Origin of the sequence: Enterobacter cloacae (assembly GCF_011078175.1) — a bacterium.
Taxonomy (GTDB): Bacteria; Pseudomonadota; Gammaproteobacteria; order Enterobacterales; family Enterobacteriaceae; genus Enterobacter; species Enterobacter cloacae_Q.
Genome location: NZ_JAALCJ010000003.1, coordinates 139168 through 156494, shown reverse-complemented (window position 1 = coordinate 156494; position 17327 = coordinate 139168). Strand labels below are relative to the sequence as shown.

Below are 17327 nucleotides of genomic sequence, written 5' to 3'. Positions count from 1 at the left end.
GCCACCGGGCGTTCCGTACTTAGCGTTTCGAACCGTAATAGACTTCGTTCCAGCGCAGCGCGTCTTTAAAGGCTGGCAGACGGGTGTCGTTATCAATCACGGTCAGTTCGATGTCGTGCAGCTCGGCGAACTGACGCATGTCGTTCAGGTCAAGCGCGTGGCTGAACACCGTGTGGTGCGCGCCGCCGGCCAGGATCCAGGCTTCCGACGCGGTTGGCAGGTCAGGCTGCGCTTTCCACAAAGCGTTGGCGACCGGCAGCTTCGGCAGAGAATGCGGGGTTTCAACCGCATCGACGCAGTTCACCAGCAGGCGGAAACGATCGCCGAGGTCGATCAGGCTGGCGTTGATGGCCGGGCCGGTACGGGTGTTGAAGATCAGACGGGCCGGATCCGCTTTGCCGCCAATACCGAGGTACTGCACGTCCAGGATAGGTTTCTCTTCAACTGCGATGGATGGACATACTTCCAGCATGTGCGAGCCGAGCACCAGATCGTTGCCGTTCTCGAAGTGGTAGGTGTAGTCCTCCATAAAAGAGGTGCCGCCCTGTAGACCGGTCGACATCACCTTCATGATGCGAAGCAGAGCGGCAGTTTTCCAGTCGCCTTCGCCCGCAAAGCCGTAGCCCTGCTGCATCAGACGTTGTACCGCCAGTCCCGGAAGCTGTTTCAGGCCGTGGAGGTCTTCAAAGGTGGTGGTGAAGGCATGGAAACCGCCCTGTTCAAGAAAACGTTTCATGCCCAGCTCAATACGTGCGGCATCCAGCACGTTCTGACGCTTGTCGCCGTTGACCTGCGCCGCAGGCGTCAGGCGGTAGCTGCTCTCATACTCATCCACCAGCGCGTTCACGTCGCCATCGCTGATTTCATTCACCACCTGTACCAGATCGCCCACCGCCCAGGTATTGACGGAGAAGCCGAACTTGATTTGCGCCGCGACTTTATCGCCATCGGTGACCGCCACTTCGCGCATATTGTCACCGAAACGCACCACTTTCAGGTGACGGGTATCCTGCTTAGAGACCGCCTGACGCATCCAGGAGCCAATGCGCTGTTGTGCCTTGCCGTCCTGCCAGTGGCCGGTCACCACGGCATGCTGTTGACGCATGCGCGCGCCGATGAAGCCGAACTCACGGCCGCCGTGCGCGGTCTGGTTCAGGTTCATAAAGTCCATGTCGATGCTGTCCCACGGCAGGGAGGCGTTGAACTGCGTGTGGAATTGCAGCAGCGGTTTGTTGAGGATAGCCAGGCCGTTGATCCACATTTTGGCCGGTGAGAAAGTGTGCAACCACACCACCAGGCCGGCGCATTTGTCGTCGTAATTGGCATCACGGCAGATGTTGGTAATTTCGTCCGGGGTGGTTCCCAGCGGCTTCAGCACCAGTTTGCACGGCAGTTTAGCTTCAGCGTTCAGCGCATTCACAACGTGTTCCGCGTGTTTTGTCACCTGCTGCAACGCTTCCGGTCCGTACAAATGTTGGCTGCCAATCACAAACCACACTTCATAATTAGTAAAAATGGTCATTATCGTGTCCTTAATGTGTCAGGGTTGCCGTAGTGTCCGCGGTGCTTTTGGCCGGGGCGGCGACAGGGAGATAGTGAAGTTCGGCGCTTTTTGCCCATTGCTGGTAGCGCTGATAAAGCTGTTCAAAGCGTTGTGCCTGCTGAGTCTGTGGCTGGAGCGTATTTTCGACGGCGCTCGCCATATGCTGTTGCGCGGTCGGGATATCCGCATGGACGCCTGCGGCCACGGCAGCGAAAATCGCGGCACCCAGCGCACAGCACTGATCGGAGGCCACTATTTGCAGCGGCCGGTTCAGCACGTCGCAGCAGGCCTGCATAATCACCGGGTTTTTACGGGCGATGCCGCCCAGCGCCATCACGTTGTTCACGTCAATGCCCTGGTCGATGAAGCACTCCATAATGGCGCGGGCGCCGAACGCGGTGGCGGCGATCAGGCCGCCAAACAGCGCGGGTGCGTCGGTCGCCAGGTTGAGATCGGTAATCACCCCTTTCAGACGCTGGTTGGCAAACGGCGTACGACGGCCGTTGAACCAGTCCAGCACCACCGGCAGGTGGTCGAGAGACGGATTTTTTGCCCAGGCTTCTGTAAGCTGCGGCAGGAGCTGTTTTTTGCTTGCGGAAATCTGCGTTTTTAGTTCAGGATGCGCGGTAGCCAGCTGATCCAGCGGCCAGCCGAGCACGCGACCAAACCAGGCGTAGATATCGCCGAAGGCGGACTGACCCGCCTCAAGGCCGATAAAATCGGGTACCACGCTGCCGTCAACCTGACCGCAGATGCCTTTCACCGCGCGGTCGCCGACGCTGGCTTTATCCGCCGTCAGAATGTCACAGGTGGAGGTGCCGATAACTTTCACCAGCGTGTTGGGCTGCGCACCTGCGCCCACGGCACCCATATGACAGTCGAACGCGCCGCCGGAAATGGTCACGTTTTGCGGCAGGCCGAGACGCGTCGCCCACTCTTCACAGAGCGTGCCGACCGGAATCTCGGCAGTGAAGGTGTCGGTAAACAGCGGGTATGTCAGGTTTTTGTTGATGATTGGGTCGAGATCGTCGAAGAACGCTGCCGGAGGCAGACCGCCCCAGCTTTCATGCCACAGCGATTTATGCCCGGCGCTGCAACGGCCCCGGCGAATATCCTGCGGGCGGGTGGTGCCGGAGAGCAGGGCGGGAACCCAGTCGCAGAGCTCAATCCATGACGCCGCCGCCTGTGCGACCGACGCGTCCGCGCGGGTAACGTGCAGGATCTTGGCCCAGAACCACTCGCTGGAGTAAATCCCACCGATGTAGCGGGAATAATCAGTTTTACCCGGCTGATGGCATAAGCGGGTGATGGCTTCCGCCTCTTCCACGGCGGTATGGTCTTTCCACAGCACAAACATGGCGTTCGGGTTGTCGGCAAACTCCGGGCGCAGCGCCAGTACGCGGCCTTCGGCATCGACAGGGGCAGGCGTTGAGCCAGTGCTGTCGACGCCAATCCCTACCACCTCGGCCCGCTGAGCGTCCGTCAGCTCCGCCAGCACGGTTTTGATCGCCGCTTCCATTGATTCAATGTAATCACGCGGGTGGTGGCGGAACTGGTTGTTCGGCGCATCGCAGTAGCGCCCCTCTTGCCAGCGCGGGTACCACTCAACGCTGGTTGCTATTTCCAGGCCCGTCGTACAGTCCACTGCCAGCGCACGAACTGAGTCGCTGCCAAAATCAAGGCCAATTGCAATTGCCATGGTGTTGCTCCATCCAAAAAACAGGTATGGAAGAACATTAGAGACTGAGGATAAAAATCGTCAGGCAGGATCCGCTAATCTTATGGACTAAATTGCTGTAGCAACGGAAAGTGTGACGCCGTGCAAATATTCAATGTGGACATTTCTGCCGTACTTATAGACACTTTTGTTACTGCTTATCTGCCCGTACTGGCGGAGAAATCAGGGGGAAAGGCTGAAACATGGCGGACGTAAAAGAGGCGTGATGCTTTTTGGATCTTTTCGCGGGCCATTTTTATACTGCTTTTATCGATATGGACAATTGGTTTCCTTCAGGACCCTTGGGAGAACTGAATCTATGGCCGAACCGCAAAACGATCCCTTACTGCCGGGCTACTCATTTAACGCCCATCTGGTGGCGGGGCTGACGCCAATTGAGGCCGAGGGATATCTCGATTTTTACGTCGATCGACCGCTCGGAATGAAAGGGTATATATTGAACCTGACCGTCCGCGGAGAAGGGGTGATCAAAAACGGTGATCAACACTTTATCTGCCGCCCTGGCGATATGCTGCTGTTCCCTCCGGGGGAGATACACCACTACGGGCGCCACCCGGATGCCAAAGAGTGGTATCACCAGTGGGTCTATTTCCGTCCGCGCGCCTACTGGCAGGAGTGGCTCTCGTGGCCGGCCATTTTCGCCCATACCGGTTTTTATCGCCCGGATGAGGCGCATCTGGCACAGTTCCGTGAGCTGTTCGCACAGATTATTGAGGCAGGGCAGGCGGGCGGGCGCTACGCCGAACTGCTGGCCATCAACCTGCTTGAACAGGTGCTGCTGCGCCGCATGGAAGCCATCAACGAGTCGCTTAATCCGCCGCTGGACAACCGCGTCCGCGACGCCTGCCAGTACATCAGCGACCACCTTGCCGACAGCCAGTTTGATATTGCCAGCGTCGCCCAGCATGTGTGCCTGTCGCCGTCACGGCTCTCTCATCTGTTCCGCCAGCAGCTTGGAGTGAGCGTGCTCAGCTGGCGTGAGGATCAGCGTATCAGCCAGGCAAAGCTGCTGCTGAGCACCACGCGAATGCCTATCGCCACCGTCGGACGTAACGTGGGCTTTGAAGATCAGCTCTATTTCTCTCGCGTGTTTAAGAAGTGCACCGGGGCCAGCCCGAGCGAATTCCGTGCGGGATGTGAATAATAGGTAAACATTCAGGTGAACTTCAGGCGCATCCTGTAAACTATTCAGACAATTGATGCCTTGACGCGGTGCAGGGCGCTAAGCAGAATCGCTGATTCGTTTTCTGACCGGAATAGTTATGCAGGCATTGCTGGAACATTTTATTACCCAGTCCGTTATGTATTCGCTCATCGCCGTGGCGCTGGTGGCGTTTCTGGAGTCGCTGGCGCTGGTCGGGCTGATCCTGCCCGGCACCGTGATGATGGCGGGGCTTGGAGCGCTTATCGGCAGCGGCGAAGTCAATTTCTGGCAGGCGTGGATGGCCGGTATTATCGGCTGTTTGCTGGGGGACTGGATCTCCTTCTGGCTGGGCTGGCGCTTTAAAAAACCGCTGCATCGCTGGTCGTTTATGAAAAAGAACAAAGCGCTGCTGGATAAAACCGAGCATGCGCTGCACCAGCACAGCATGTTCACTATCCTCGTGGGGCGCTTCGTTGGCCCAACGCGTCCGCTGGTGCCAATGGTTGCCGGGATGCTGGATCTGCCCGTCGCGAAATTCGTGGTGCCGAACATCATCGGCTGCGTCTTCTGGCCGCCGTTTTACTTCCTGCCGGGGATTCTGGCGGGCGCGGCCATTGATATTCCTGACGGTATGCAAAGCGGTGAGTTTAAATGGCTGCTGCTGGGCACAGCGGTGCTGCTGTGGCTTGCGGTCTGGCTCTGCTGGCGCCTGTGGCGCAGCGCGAAAGCCAGTGTTGATCGTCTGACGCGCTATCTCCCGCGCACGCGCCTGCTCTGGCTGGCCCCACTTACGCTCGGCGTGGCGGTGGTCGCGCTGGTAGCGCTGATCCGTCACCCGCTGATGCCGGTGTACGGTGAGATCCTGTTGAAGGTGGTGAGCCGTTAAGGTGTTTTCCCTCTCCCTGTGGGAGAGGGCCAGGGTGAGGGCATCAGACCGCACAAATTAGAAGCAAAACGGCAACGGGTTGCCGTTTTTGATGTTTGTCCCCTCTCCCTGTGGGAGAGGGTCAGGGTGAGGGCATCAGACCGCACAAGGCAGAAGAAAAACGGCAACGGGATGCCGTTCTTGATGTCTGTCCCCTCTCCCTGTGGGAGAGGGCCAGGGTGAGGGCATCAGACCTTACGAATACCCAACAGTGAAGACGCCCCCGCCTTACCACTCATAAGTTCTTCAGTTTCACCATCCCACAGAATACGTCCCTCCGCGATCACCACCGATCGCGGCGCGATGCGTGCGGCATCTTCGATGCTATGCGAAACCATCAGCATCGTCAGTTGTTCGCGCTCGCAAACCTCCATAACCAGCGAGAGCATCTCCTGACGCAGGGCCGGGTCGAGCGCCGAAAAGGGTTCGTCGAGCAGCAGCAGCGGCTGCTTGCGCACCAGACAGCGTGCCAGCGCCACGCGCTGGCGCTGGCCGCCGGAAAGCTCACCCGGTAGTCTGTTGATAAACGCGGCCAGGCCCATTTGTTCGGCGATCGCCTCCAGCGTCTGACGCTGCGCAGCACTGAGCTTTAACCCCGGATCCATACCCAGCGCAATGTTCTGCCACACCGTAAGATGATTGAACAGATTGTTTTCCTGGAACAGCATCGAGACGGGGCGCTTAGCCGGCGGAGCGTAGGTATATTCGCCATTATCAATGACGATCGACCCACTGGCAGGCTGCAAAAAACCGGCAATCAAATTGAGCAGGGTACTTTTTCCGGCCCCGCTGGGGCCAAGCACTGCGATTCGCTCTCCCTGACGAACGGAGAGGGTAAAACGCATTGGCAGGTGCTCATAAAGCCAGGTTACATCAGTCAGTTTTAACATCACGCCCCGGAAGTTTTTCGATAACGGTAAATAAGGCAAAGCACAGCAGCAAAAGGAGCAGCGCCGTGACGGCGCCGTCCTGGCTACGATAGGAGCCAATTTGCTGATAAAGCCAGAACGGCAGCGTGCGGAAATCCTCGTTGCCGAAGAGGGCCACAACGCCAAAATCGCCAATCGACAGCACGCAGGCAAACGCCAGCGCCTGGGCCAGCGGACGTTTTAGCGCGCGCAATTCGACCACTTTCAGACGCTGCCAGCCCTGCATGCCCAGCGACTGACACAGCAAGCTGTAGCGGCTATTGACGTCGCGCATCGGGTTTTCCAGCACCTTGAGCGCGTAAGGGATGGCCATCAGTGCGTTGGTAAAAATGACGATGCCGTCGGCGCTTTCCGGCAGGCCGATGGTGCTGTTGAACAGTAAAAAGAATCCGGTCGCCAGCACAATGCCCGGCATCGCCAGAATCAGCATACCCGTCAGCTCCAGCGCGTGTCCGGCTTTACGGGCATGACGCGCGTACAGCTCGCGGCTGCTCCAGAGCAGCATCATGGTCAGGATCACGCACAGTAGCCCGGCTGCCAGCGCGATGCGCAATGAGGTCCACGTCGCCTGCCACAGGACAGGCTGTTGCAGTACCGCCAACACATTGCGATTCAGGCCGTCAGCCATAACGGCCAGCAGCGGGGGCAGCAGAAGCAGGAGCGCCAGCGCGATCAGCATAAAATCCGCGACGCGGCTGTGCAGGCTGTCCTGCGGATCGCGCCAGCCCGTCAAGTTGTTGCTGCCTGTGGGAACCGCTTTACTTAGCCGCTGGCTGAGTAACACCAGAGCCAGACAGCAGACCATCTGGACGATCGCCAGCAGCGCGGCGCGCCCCGGATCGTAGTCATAACTTAAGGCCTGATAGATCGCCAGCTCAATGGTGGTGGCCTGCGGCCCGCCGCCGAGAGAAAGCACGGTCGCGAAGCTGGCGAAGCAGAGCATAAAAATCAGCGCGGCAACCGGGGCGATCTGGCGTCGCAGCCATGGCCATTCGACAAAGCGGAAGAACGGCCAGCCGCGCATGCCAAGCTGGGCGGCAATCTGACGCTGCTCACCGGGAATGTTTTCCAGCGCCTGTAAAAAGAGGCGCGTCGCCATCGGCATATTGAAAAAAATATGCGCCAGCAGAATGCCTTTCAGGCCATATGGGGAGAAGGTCCATTCCAGACCAAGCAGGCTGAAGAGGGATGCCAGCCAGCCCTGCCGACCGTATACGCTCAGAATGCCGAACACCGCCACCAGCACGGGCAGGATCAGCGTCATCGCGCACAGCCGCAGCAGGGCAAGCCTGCCGGGGAAACGTCTGCGATAGAGGGCGCGCGCGAGGAAAATGGCCGGGATCGTCGACAGCAGCGCGGAGAGAAATGCCTGCCAGAAGGAGAAACGGATCACGTGCCAGAGATAGCCGTCGTGCCAGAGGGCGAGCAGATCGCTCTCGGGCGCGTTAAACCACAGCGCAAGGAATGCGCCCAGGCTGACGACCACCATCAGTATGGCGGCGAGCAGCCCGGGAATTAACCAGCCGGGGATCAACGGCTGACGGCGCGTTGCCATTCACTTATCCATGCGGCCCGCTGGGCGGCAACCTGCTGCGGCGTAAATTCCAGTGAGGTTTGCGGCTTGTTTAGCTGCTCAAAACCTGCCGGCAGCGCAACGTCAGTGACCGGGTACATCCAGTTGCCTGTCGGAATGGCATTCTGGAATGCCGGTGAAACCATAAATTTCAGGAATTTTTCAGCAAGCTCCGGCTGTTTGCTCGCGGCAGTACGGGCAGCCACTTCCACCTGCAAATAATGTCCTTCAGAAAAGTTCGCGGCGGCGTAGTTATCCTTCTTCTCGGCGATAATGTGGTAGGCCGGAGAGGTAGTGTAGCTCAGCACCAGGTCGCCTTCGCCTTTCAGGAACAGGCCGTAGGCTTCGCTCCAGCCTTTGGTGACGGTAACGGTTTTCGCGGCCAGCTTCTGCCATGCTTCCGGCGCTTTATCCCCGTAAACTTTCTGCATCCACAGCAGCAGCCCCAGCCCCGGCGTGCTGGTGCGCGGATCTTCGTAAATCACGCGCCATTTCTGGTCACTTTCGACCAGCTCTTTCAGGCTTTTGGGCGGATTCTTCAACCTGTTTTTATCATAGACAAACGCAAAGTAGCCGTAATCAAAGGGAACGAAGGTGTCGTTTTTCCTGCCGCCCGGCACGTTAACGGCATCTGCCGCCACGCCGCTTTTGGCGAACAGTCTGGTTTGGGTGGCGGCTTCCAGCAGGTTGTTATCCAGCCCGAGCACCACGTCGGCTTTGCTCTTTTTGCCTTCCATGCGCAGACGGTTGAGCAGCGAGACGCCATCTTCCAGCGCCACGAATTTCAGCTCGCAGTTGCAGTCCGCTTCAAAGGCTTTTTTTACCACCGGACCGGGGCCCCAGTCGGCGGAGAAGGAGTCGTAGGTGTAGACCGTCAGAACAGGCTTAGCAAAAACAGGCAGCGCAAACAGCGCCAGCAGAGGAAGAACGTTTTTTAACACTTTGCACCTCAGGGTTGAGTGGCAAAGGATTTTGAGAGACAGCCTCAAATCCCTTCGCCGGCGTTATCCGGATCAGGTTCGACGGGTATTATCTCAGCGCACATCAGTGATGCAGCACCCCGTTGAGAACGGCGCTATTGTAATGATTTGCTGAATATTACGAAAGCGTTATGGCTCCGGCGGCGCAAACCAGGCGGATTTAAAATCAAACCAGCCGAGGGTGTTCATCCGCAGGCCGCGCATGCTGCGCTGCCCCTGGATCAGCAGCCAGTGGTGAATCAACGGTACGATCGTCTGCCCAGCCAGTAATTCCTGACACCAGGCGGCCAGATCCATTTCTCCCGCCCGCCACCGCGCGGCGTCCTGCTGCCAGCCCCGGTTGATACAGTGCTGAATCAGGGGCACTTCATACAGGTGAGAGAAGAGCGAGAAATCAAGCGGCAGCGTAAAGTTTGCGCTGTTGAGCCAGATATCACTGATGACATCTCCGCGATGCCATTCATCATAATCGACTTCCTGTATCGCCAGCGTCACGCCTTCGGCTGCCAGTAACTTGCTCATGATCCTCGCCAGAAAACGATGCTCAATGTGATCGCGATAGTAGCTGAGGGTGATGGTCTCCAGTCCGGCAGGCTTTTCGCTGCGGACGGGCTGCGCATGGTGCCAGCGTGGAAGCAGGCCATAGGCCGGGAACCACCAGGTCTGGTATTGCTCCTCTGCGTGATAAATCAGGTTAGCGGGTGCCAAAATATGGCTTATCCACCTGCGGACGTCGTGGTTTGCCCCGCGATGGCTGCGGCTATCAAAGAGCAGGTAGTAGCAGCCCTCCTCCAGCCGGCTTTCGAACGCCTTTTCACCGGCTGTTGGCCCTTCCAGGGTGAGGCCTGCGCTCAGTTCTTCGTTGAGGTCCGGTAACACCCAGACGTTCACTTCGTCGATCAGCGCCCTGTAGCCAAAGTAATCATCAAAGGCGCGGATCTTCAGCTGATTACTGGTGTTCCGCGAAACGGAGTAGGGGCCCGTACCAATCGGCTGGCTGGAAAAATTGTTCAGGGATCGCCACTCGGCAGGCAGGATCATTGAGGGCACATAGCCCAGAAGCCACGGAAGCCATTTGTCCGGCTGCGATAGCTCAATATCCAGCGTCCAGGCCGTCGGGGAGTGGAGCCGCGCGATATGTGAATAGAGCGGCAGCGTGCGGGCGCGCTCTAAGGAATCGATAACATCGCGCATCTCCAGCTCGCGTCCATGGTGGAAATGAATGCCGGGGCGTAGGAAGAAGCGCCAGTGAAGCGGGGACACCTGCTGCCAGTGATGGGCAATATCCGCTTCCAGTTCCCCATTTTCCTCATTTATCCGCGTCAGACCGCTGAAAATCTGTCGGGCCATGTGGGTTTCAGAGCGACGTAACGCCGTACCGGGCAACAGATTTTTCATTGGGCGGTAGTACAGCACCCGCAGAATGTGGCGTCCCTGACGAAAGCTGCGTCCCAGATGCGAGACCAGCATCTGGCGTACGGCGGCCTTGTCGCCCACCAGCTGTACCAGTTGGTCGATGCGGTCCTGCTCCAGCAGATCCTCCGCCCGCTGTTGCTGCAACGCCAGGCCTGTATAAAGGAACGTTAGTCGCGAGCGCTTGCCGCGTCCGGCCTCGGCCTCCCAGTTTAGCCAGCCCTGCTGCTGCATGGTGTTAAGGAGGGTACGCATATGACGCCGGGAGCAGTTGAGGAGCTCAGCCAACTCGTTCAGCGTGGTCTCCTGCGATTGACCCTCGCAGCACTGCCACAGGCGGATGAATTGTTGTTGCAGTCGACCGGATGGCATAAAAGAGGAACTCCTGACAAAAAATCAGCAATTTATTAATCCCTATATTAAGCCAATAATTCTTCCCGATGAAGCGAGGAGGTAAATTATGAAGAGGTCTACCGCACGTCAGTTTTATCAGCAGTACTTTTCAGCGACAAAAGGATCGTCCTGGCTGGCCCGCCAGTGCGCAGAGCAGCGGCTGAAAATGTTAGAAGAATTGATGCAGTGGGATGTTACGAAACCGACCTCTTCTTGCTAACTCGCCTCGATCATGTGTGACTGAGTATTGGTGCTAATCACCCGCCAGCAAAATGTTTTTGCTGGCTTTTTTCGTTTACTATTCCACCCAATTCTATTTGCTTTCATAAGGACTTGTGCATGCTCTGGTTGATGACGATGGGGCGACGCCTGAACGGCGTGTACGCCGCTTTTATGCTGGTGGCCTTCATGATGGGCGTGGCCGGCGCGCTACAGGCACCGACGCTGAGCCTGTTTCTCAGCCGCGAGGTGGGCGCGCAGCCGTTTTGGGTGGGCCTGTTCTATACCGTCAACGCTATTGCCGGGATCCTCGTCAGCCTGGCGCTGGCGAAACGATCCGACAGCCAGGGCGATCGCCGTAAGCTGATCCTCTTTTGCTGTGCCATGGCCGTGGGTAACGCGCTGCTGTTTGCCTTCAACCGCCATTACCTGACACTTATCACCTGCGGCGTGCTGCTGGCCTCTCTCGCGAATACCGCCATGCCGCAGCTCTTCGCCCTGGCGCGGGAGTACGCCGACAACTCGGCGCGGGAAGTAGTCATGTTCAGCTCGGTAATGCGTGCGCAGCTCTCTCTGGCTTGGGTCATCGGCCCCCCGCTGGCATTCATGCTGGCGCTGAACTACGGCTTTACCGCCATGTTCACCATCGCGGCGGGTATTTTTGCCATCAGCCTGGCGCTGATAGCCTTTGCGCTGCCATCGGTGGCGCGCGTAGAGCAGACGACGGACAAACCCATCACGCAGGTGAGCGGCTGGCAGGATAAAAACGTTCGCATGTTGTTTATCGCTTCCACGCTGATGTGGACATGCAACACCATGTACATTATTGATATGCCGCTGTGGATCAGCAGCGATCTGGGGCTGCCGGATAAGCTCGCGGGTATCCTGATGGGCACCGCTGCCGGGCTAGAGATCCCGGCGATGATTCTGGCGGGTTACTATGTAAAACGTTTCGGAAAGCGTCGGATGATGGTCGTCGCCGTGGCGGCTGGGGTAGTGTTCTACGCGGGGCTGATCCTTTTCCATTCGCGTGAAGCCTTACTGGCGTTGCAGCTGTTTAACGCAGTGTTTATCGGTATCGTTGCCGGGATCGGCATGCTCTGGTTCCAGGATTTAATGCCGGGGCGCGCAGGCTCCGCGACCACGCTGTTTACCAACAGTATCTCTACCGGCGTGATTCTGGCAGGGGTGATTCAGGGGGCGCTGTCGCAAAGCTATGGGCATGCATCCGTGTACTGGGTGATCGCAGCGATTTCGCTTGTCACGCTGATGCTGACGTGCCGGGTAAAAGACGTTTGATTCTGGAAGGCGGCTTCACGAAATGAAACGATTTTCTGACAGGCGCAGAGAGGGCGCATAGAGTGCGTGACGGGTGCTTGAGGCTGTTTGCCTCAGGCTGTCGCAAGAGGCAAACAGTGGAGAGTCCCACATCAAAAAACTGATGGGGAGACCAACTTCACAACACACATTGCGAGGTTAGTCTCTTCATTGCCGAAAAGCAATAAGGAGGCTGGAATGCCAAAACGTACTCTGCTGTTAGGTTTGTTTCTGATCTGTACGACGCTGTTGATCTTCACCTGGATGGTGCGTGATTCGCTATGTGAATTGCATTTCAGACAGGAGAAAACAGAGCTGGCGGCAGTGTTGGCTTACGAAGCAAAACGTTAGCGGTATTGGCGGGGAAGAGTTCCCCGCCTCTCCAGAGTGGTTGAGCCTCAACGCACCCTTATCAATGGCCCGCTTTCTGCGGGCCATTGCCTTTAGCCCATAAACGCAGGCTGTTTTTTCTCGTACGCTGAGATGGCGTCTTCGTGCTGGAGCGTCAGACCAATACTGTCCAGACCGTTCAGCATGCAATGACGGCGAAACGCATCAATGCTGAAGCTGTAGGTCTTGTCACCGGCTTTCACCACTTCCGCTTCCAGATCCACTTCAAACGCCATGCCCGGATTCGCCTTAACCAGCGCGAACAATTCATCAACCTGTTCGTCACTCAGCGTCACCGGCAGCAGCTGGTTGTTGAAGCTGTTGCCGTAGAAGATATCCGCGAAGCTCGGGGCGATAACCACCTTAAAGCCGTAGTCGGTTAATGCCCACGGCGCATGTTCACGCGACGATCCGCAGCCAAAGTTTTCCCGCGCCAGCAGAATGGAAGCCCCTTTGTATTCCGGGAAGTTCAGGACAAACTCCGGATCAGGGACTTCGCCTTTATCGTCGAGGAAACGCCAGTCGTTGAACAGATGCGCACCAAAACCCGTGCGCGTCACTTTCTGCAAAAACTGCTTAGGAATGATCGCGTCGGTATCGACGTTCGCGGCGTCCAGAGGGACAACCCGGCCCGTATGTTGGGTAAATTTCTCTGCCATGATTGTCTCCTTATTTCAGGCTGCGAATATCGGCGAAATGACCGGTGACTGCCGCAGCGGCGGCCATTGCCGGGCTGACCAGATGGGTACGTCCCCCGCGGCCCTGACGGCCTTCAAAGTTACGGTTGCTGGTAGAGGCACAGCGCTCGCCCGGATTCAGGCGGTCGTTGTTCATCGCCAGACACATGGAGCAGCCGGGCAGGCGCCACTCGAAGCCTGCTTCAATAAAGATCTTATCCAGACCCTCCGCTTCCGCCTGGGCTTTCACCGGCCCGGAGCCCGGCACTACCAGCGCCTGCACGCCCGGCGCCACTTTACGGCCTTTGGCAATCTCTGCCGCCGCACGCAGGTCTTCGATACGGGAGTTGGTGCAGGAGCCGATGAACACTTTATCAATACTCACGTCGGTCAGCGGTACGCCGGGTTTCAGCCCCATGTAAGCCAGCGCTTTTTCCGCACTGGCGCGCTCGACCGGATCGGCGAAGGAAGCCGGGTCAGGAATGCTGTCGTTGACGGAAATCACCTGGCCCGGGTTGGTGCCCCAGGTGACCTGCGGGGCGATCTCTTCCGCCTGCAACGTCACAACGGTATCAAAAATTGCCCCCTCGTCCGTTTTCAGGGTTTTCCAGTACGCGACCGCGTCATCAAAATCCTGTCCTTTCGGCGCATGCAGACGCCCCTTCACATAGCTAAAGGTGGTTTCGTCTGGCGCAACCAGGCCTGCCTTGGCGCCCATCTCAATGGCCATGTTGCACAGGGTCATGCGGCCTTCCATGCTCAGCGCCTGGATGGCGTCCCCGCAGAATTCCACCACGTGACCGGTGCCGCCCGCGCTACCGGTTTTGCCGATAATCGCCAGCACGATATCTTTCGCGGTGATGCCCGGTGCGGCTTTACCCTTCACTTCAATCTTCATGGTTTTGGCGCGGCCCTGTTTCAGGGTCTGTGTGGCCAGAACATGCTCTACTTCTGATGTACCAATCCCGAACGCCAGTGCGCCAAACGCGCCGTGCGTTGCGGTGTGGGAGTCGCCGCAGACGATGGTCATGCCCGGCAGAGTAATACCCTGCTCAGGCCCCATTACGTGGACGATGCCCTGGTAGGGGTGGTTCAGATCGTACAGCTCAACGCCAAACTCGTTACAGTTCTTGATCAGCTCCTGCATCTGGATACGCGCCATCTCGCCAGAGGCATTGATGTCTTTAGTCTCTGTGGAGACGTTGTGATCCATCGTGGCAAAGGTTTTCCCCGGCTGACGCACCGGGCGCTTATGCGCGCGCAGGCCGTCAAATGCCTGAGGGGAGGTCACTTCGTGTACCAGATGGCGGTCAATGTAAAGCAACGGGGTCTCGTCTGGCGCCTCGTAAACAACGTGCGCATCAAACAACTTCTCATATAACGTCTTAGCCATGATTACACCCCTTCAGCGACATAGCGGGCAATAATGTCGCCCATTTCATCGGTACTGACTGCCGCCGTCCCGCGTGCTAAATCACCGGTACGGACGCCTTTTTCTAACGCCCGATTAATGGCGTTTTCAATTGCGGTTGCTGCATCGTCTGCATCCAGGCTGTAGCGCAGCAGCAGGGCCAAAGAGAGGATCTGCGCAATCGGGTTAGCGATGTTTTTACCTGCGATATCCGGTGCGGAGCCGCCCGCAGGCTCGTACAGACCAAAGCCTTCTTCGTTCAGGCTGGCGGATGGCAGCATCCCCATCGAGCCGGTAATCATTGCGCACTCGTCCGAGAGAATATCGCCGAACAGGTTGGAGCACAGCAGCACGTCAAACTGGGACGGATCTTTGATCAGCTGCATGGTGGCGTTGTCGATGTACATATGCGCGAGCTCAACGTCCGGATACTGCTTCGCGATTTCACTGACGATTTCGCGCCACAAAATAGACGACTGGAGGACGTTCGCTTTATCAATAGAGGTCACTTTACGGCGGCGCTTGCGCGCTGACTCAAACGCGATATGGGCGATACGTTCAATTTCAAAACGGTGATAGACCTCTGTATCAAACGCTTTCTCATGCTGACCGCTGCCTTCGCGACCTTTAGGCTGGCCAAAGTAGATGCCACCGGTCAGCTCACGCACGCACAGGATGTCGAAACCGTTGGCCGCGATATCCGCGCGCAGCGGGCAAAACTCTTCCAGCCCCGGATACAGCTTAGCCGGTCGCAGGTTGCTGAACAGTTTGAAATGTTTACGCAGCGGCAGCAGTGCGCCGCGCTCCGGCTGCTCGGCTGGCGGCAGGTGTTCCCATTTAGGACCACCCACGGAGCCGAACAGTACAGCGTCGGCATTCTCGCAGCCTTCCACAGTCCCTTTCGGCAGCGGTGTACCGTGGTTATCAATCGCAATGCCGCCAACGTCGTAGTGGCTGGTGGTAATTTTCATCGCAAAACGCGAACGAACGGCTTCCAGTACTTTCAGCGCCTGTGCCATCACTTCCGGGCCAATACCGTCCCCCGGCAAAACAGCAATATGGTAATTCTTCGACATCACACGGTTTCCTTGTTGTTCTCTTTATTCTGAGCTTTGCGTTGCAATTCTTTTTCGACTTCGGCGGCGCGCCAGATGTTGTTCAGGACATGCACCATCGCTTTCGCGGAGGATTCGACGATATCTGTCGCCAGACCTACACCGTGGAAGCGACGACCGTTGTAATTAACGACAATATCAACCTGGCCCAGGGCGTCTTTACCGTGCCCTTTTGCCGTCAGATCGTATTTCACCAGTTCTACGTCGTACTCAGTGACACGGTTAATCGCCTGGTAAATAGCATCCACAGGGCCGTTACCGTTGGCGGCTTCCGCTTTAATTTCTTCCCCGCAGACCAGCTTGACGGAGGCGGTAGCGATATCGCTTGAGCCTGACTGCACGGTGAAGTAGTCCAGACGGAAGTGCTCTGGCTCTTCCTGCTGTTTGTTGATGAAAGCCAGCGCTTCCAGGTCATAATCGAATACCTGGCCTTTCTTGTCAGCCAGCTTCAGGAAGGCGTCGTACAGATGATCCATGTTGTAGTCGGTATCTTTATAACCCATCTCTTCCATGCGGTGTTTTACCGCGGCACGACCAGAGCGGGAAGTGAGGTTCAACTGAACCTGGTTCAGACCGATGGATTCCGGGGTCATGATTTCGTAGTTTTCACGATTCTTCAGCACGCCATCTTGGTGAATACCGGAGGAGTGAGCAAACGCGCCAGTCCCAACAATCGCTTTATTCGCCGGAATCGGCATGTTGCAAATCTGGCTCACGGTCTGACTGGTGCGCCAGATTTCGTGATGATTAATGCGGGTGTGCACGTTCATGATGTCTTTGCGCACCTTGATCGCCATGATCACTTCTTCCAGCGAGCAGTTGCCGGCACGTTCGCCGATGCCGTTCATCGCGCCTTCTACCTGGCGTGCGCCAGCATGGACAGCGGCGATGGCGTTGCCTACGGCCAGACCCAAATCATCATGGGTGTGGACGGAGATAATGGCTTTATCAATATTTGGCACGCGATCGTACAGGCCGGTAATGATGTTGGAGAACTCAAACGGCATGGTGTAGCCGACAGTGTCCGGGATATTAATGGTTCTGGCACCGGCATTGATGGCGGCTTCTACCACACGGGCCAAATCTTCAATCGGCGTGCGTCCCGCATCTTCACAGGAGAATTCGACGTCATCAGTGTAGTTACGTGCGCGTTTGACCATATACACCGCACGTTCGATCACTTCATCCAGCGTACTGCGCAGCTTGGTCGCAATGTGCATGGGGGAGGTGGCAATGAAAGTATGGATACGGAAGGACTCTGCCACTTTCAGGGATTCCGCAGCCACATCGATATCTTTCTCAACGCAGCGTGCCAGACCGCACACGCGGCTGTTTTTAATGGTGCGGGCGATGGTCTGTACTGACTTGAAATCACCTGGCGAGGAGACAGGGAAACCGACTTCCATTACGTCTACACCCATGCGTTCGAGGGCCAGCGCAATTTGCAGTTTTTCTTTAACACTCAGGCTCGCCTGTAACGCCTGTTCACCGTCACGTAAAGTAGTATCGAAAATAACGACTTGCTGGCTCATGGGTTAGGTCCTTGTCTGTCTTAGGGCG

15 protein-coding genes and 1 riboswitch are annotated in these 17327 nt (G+C 57.3%); of the genes, 5 read left to right on the top strand and 10 right to left on the bottom strand.

The window, feature by feature from the left end:
- Positions 1–19: 19 nt before the first annotated feature.
- Both araA and araB read right to left on the bottom strand, forming a co-directional pair.
- On the bottom strand, positions 20–1522 hold the full coding sequence (gene araA / locus G6Q29_RS07925) for an L-arabinose isomerase (protein WP_165465177.1): 1503 nt from the start codon (positions 1520–1522) through the stop codon (positions 20–22).
- A gap of 10 nt (positions 1523–1532) precedes the next feature.
- Positions 1533–3242 carry a ribulokinase gene (araB, locus tag G6Q29_RS07920; RefSeq protein WP_165465176.1) on the bottom strand — a complete coding sequence of 570 codons (1710 nt, stop codon included), beginning with the start codon at positions 3240–3242 and terminating at the stop codon, positions 1533–1535.
- A 337-nt stretch (positions 3243–3579) separates the two neighbouring features.
- Between araB and araC the strand changes: the two genes are divergently transcribed.
- Positions 3580–4425, top strand: a complete 846-nt coding sequence (gene araC, locus G6Q29_RS07915) for an arabinose operon transcriptional regulator AraC (RefSeq protein WP_165465175.1) — start codon at positions 3580–3582, stop codon at positions 4423–4425.
- A gap of 118 nt (positions 4426–4543) precedes the next feature.
- Positions 4544–5311: a DedA family protein gene (locus G6Q29_RS07910; RefSeq protein WP_017383796.1), complete on the top strand. Its 768-nt coding sequence runs from the start codon at positions 4544–4546 to the stop codon at positions 5309–5311.
- Positions 5312–5538: 227 nt separating this feature from the next.
- Here the strand turns inward: G6Q29_RS07910 and thiQ are convergent, their stop codons facing one another.
- The 4 genes from thiQ to sgrR form a co-directional block, all read right to left on the bottom strand.
- The gene (gene thiQ / locus G6Q29_RS07905) at positions 5539–6240 is read right to left on the bottom strand and encodes a thiamine ABC transporter ATP-binding protein ThiQ (RefSeq protein ID WP_165465174.1); all 702 of its coding nucleotides are present in this window, start codon (positions 6238–6240) and stop codon (positions 5539–5541) included.
- Positions 6224–7834, bottom strand: a complete 1611-nt coding sequence (gene thiP / locus G6Q29_RS07900; RefSeq protein WP_165465173.1) for a thiamine/thiamine pyrophosphate ABC transporter permease ThiP — start codon at positions 7832–7834, stop codon at positions 6224–6226. The genes thiQ and thiP overlap by 17 nt, the downstream gene beginning before the upstream one ends.
- Positions 7810–8793, bottom strand: a complete 984-nt coding sequence (gene thiB / locus G6Q29_RS07895; protein WP_165465172.1) for a thiamine ABC transporter substrate binding subunit — start codon at positions 8791–8793, stop codon at positions 7810–7812. Before thiB ends, thiP begins: the two co-directional genes overlap by 25 nt.
- A gap of 31 nt (positions 8794–8824) precedes the next feature.
- Positions 8825–8925: riboswitch (TPP riboswitch) on the bottom strand.
- A 36-nt stretch (positions 8926–8961) separates the two neighbouring features.
- Positions 8962–10617 (bottom strand): HTH-type transcriptional regulator SgrR, encoded by a 1656-nt coding sequence (gene sgrR / locus G6Q29_RS07890; RefSeq protein WP_165465171.1) that lies wholly within the window; start codon positions 10615–10617, stop codon positions 8962–8964.
- 88 nt (positions 10618–10705) lie between these two features.
- On the opposite strand from sgrR, the gene sgrT reads away from it, so the two are divergent.
- The 3 genes from sgrT (at position 10706) to G6Q29_RS07875 (ending at position 12525) form a co-directional block, all read left to right on the top strand.
- Positions 10706–10858 (top strand): glucose uptake inhibitor SgrT, encoded by a 153-nt coding sequence (gene sgrT, locus G6Q29_RS07885; protein ID WP_165465170.1) that lies wholly within the window; start codon positions 10706–10708, stop codon positions 10856–10858.
- Positions 10859–10977: 119 nt separating this feature from the next.
- A complete protein-coding gene (locus G6Q29_RS07880) occupies positions 10978–12156 on the top strand; it encodes a sugar efflux transporter (protein WP_165465169.1) in 1179 nt (392 codons plus the stop codon).
- A 216-nt stretch (positions 12157–12372) separates the two neighbouring features.
- Entirely contained in the window at positions 12373–12525 is a 153-nt protein-coding gene (locus G6Q29_RS07875; protein ID WP_010427008.1) for a Hok/Gef family protein, read from the top strand.
- Positions 12526–12617: 92 nt separating this feature from the next.
- Here G6Q29_RS07875 and leuD read toward each other — a convergent pair whose 3' ends face one another.
- From leuD to leuA, 4 genes are read right to left on the bottom strand one after another with little or no spacing between them, the layout of a single operon-like run.
- A complete protein-coding gene (gene leuD, locus G6Q29_RS07870; RefSeq protein ID WP_165465168.1) occupies positions 12618–13223 on the bottom strand; it encodes a 3-isopropylmalate dehydratase small subunit in 606 nt (201 codons plus the stop codon).
- Positions 13224–13233: 10 nt separating this feature from the next.
- Positions 13234–14634, bottom strand: a complete 1401-nt coding sequence (gene leuC, locus G6Q29_RS07865; protein ID WP_165465167.1) for a 3-isopropylmalate dehydratase large subunit — start codon at positions 14632–14634, stop codon at positions 13234–13236.
- Positions 14635–14636: 2 nt separating this feature from the next.
- Entirely contained in the window at positions 14637–15728 is a 1092-nt protein-coding gene (gene leuB / locus G6Q29_RS07860) for a 3-isopropylmalate dehydrogenase (RefSeq protein ID WP_165465166.1), read from the bottom strand.
- On the bottom strand, positions 15728–17299 hold the full coding sequence (gene leuA, locus G6Q29_RS07855) for a 2-isopropylmalate synthase (RefSeq protein ID WP_165465165.1): 1572 nt from the start codon (positions 17297–17299) through the stop codon (positions 15728–15730). Before leuA ends, leuB begins: the two co-directional genes overlap by 1 nt.
- Between the last annotated feature and the right edge of the window lie 28 nt (positions 17300–17327).

Bases quoted from the DNA above. Each gene is read 5' to 3' on its own strand.
- araA (WP_165465177.1), bottom strand. From the start codon at position 1,522: ATGACCATTTTTACTAATTATGAAGTGTGGTTTGTGATTGGCAGCCAA.
- araB (WP_165465176.1), bottom strand. From the start codon at position 3,242: ATGGCAATTGCAATTGGCCTTGATTTTGGCAGCGACTCAGTTCGTGCG.
- araC (WP_165465175.1), top strand. From the start codon at position 3,580: ATGGCCGAACCGCAAAACGATCCCTTACTGCCGGGCTACTCATTTAAC.
- G6Q29_RS07910 (WP_017383796.1), top strand. From the start codon at position 4,544: ATGCAGGCATTGCTGGAACATTTTATTACCCAGTCCGTTATGTATTCG.
- thiQ (WP_165465174.1), bottom strand. From the start codon at position 6,240: ATGTTAAAACTGACTGATGTAACCTGGCTTTATGAGCACCTGCCAATG.
- thiP (WP_165465173.1), bottom strand. From the start codon at position 7,834: ATGGCAACGCGCCGTCAGCCGTTGATCCCCGGCTGGTTAATTCCCGGG.
- sgrR (WP_165465171.1), bottom strand. From the start codon at position 10,617: ATGCCATCCGGTCGACTGCAACAACAATTCATCCGCCTGTGGCAGTGC.
- sgrT (WP_165465170.1), top strand. From the start codon at position 10,706: ATGAAGAGGTCTACCGCACGTCAGTTTTATCAGCAGTACTTTTCAGCG.
- G6Q29_RS07880 (WP_165465169.1), top strand. From the start codon at position 10,978: ATGCTCTGGTTGATGACGATGGGGCGACGCCTGAACGGCGTGTACGCC.
- G6Q29_RS07875 (WP_010427008.1), top strand. From the start codon at position 12,373: ATGCCAAAACGTACTCTGCTGTTAGGTTTGTTTCTGATCTGTACGACG.
- leuD (WP_165465168.1), bottom strand. From the start codon at position 13,223: ATGGCAGAGAAATTTACCCAACATACGGGCCGGGTTGTCCCTCTGGAC.
- leuC (WP_165465167.1), bottom strand. From the start codon at position 14,634: ATGGCTAAGACGTTATATGAGAAGTTGTTTGATGCGCACGTTGTTTAC.
- leuB (WP_165465166.1), bottom strand. From the start codon at position 15,728: ATGTCGAAGAATTACCATATTGCTGTTTTGCCGGGGGACGGTATTGGC.
- leuA (WP_165465165.1), bottom strand. From the start codon at position 17,299: ATGAGCCAGCAAGTCGTTATTTTCGATACTACTTTACGTGACGGTGAA.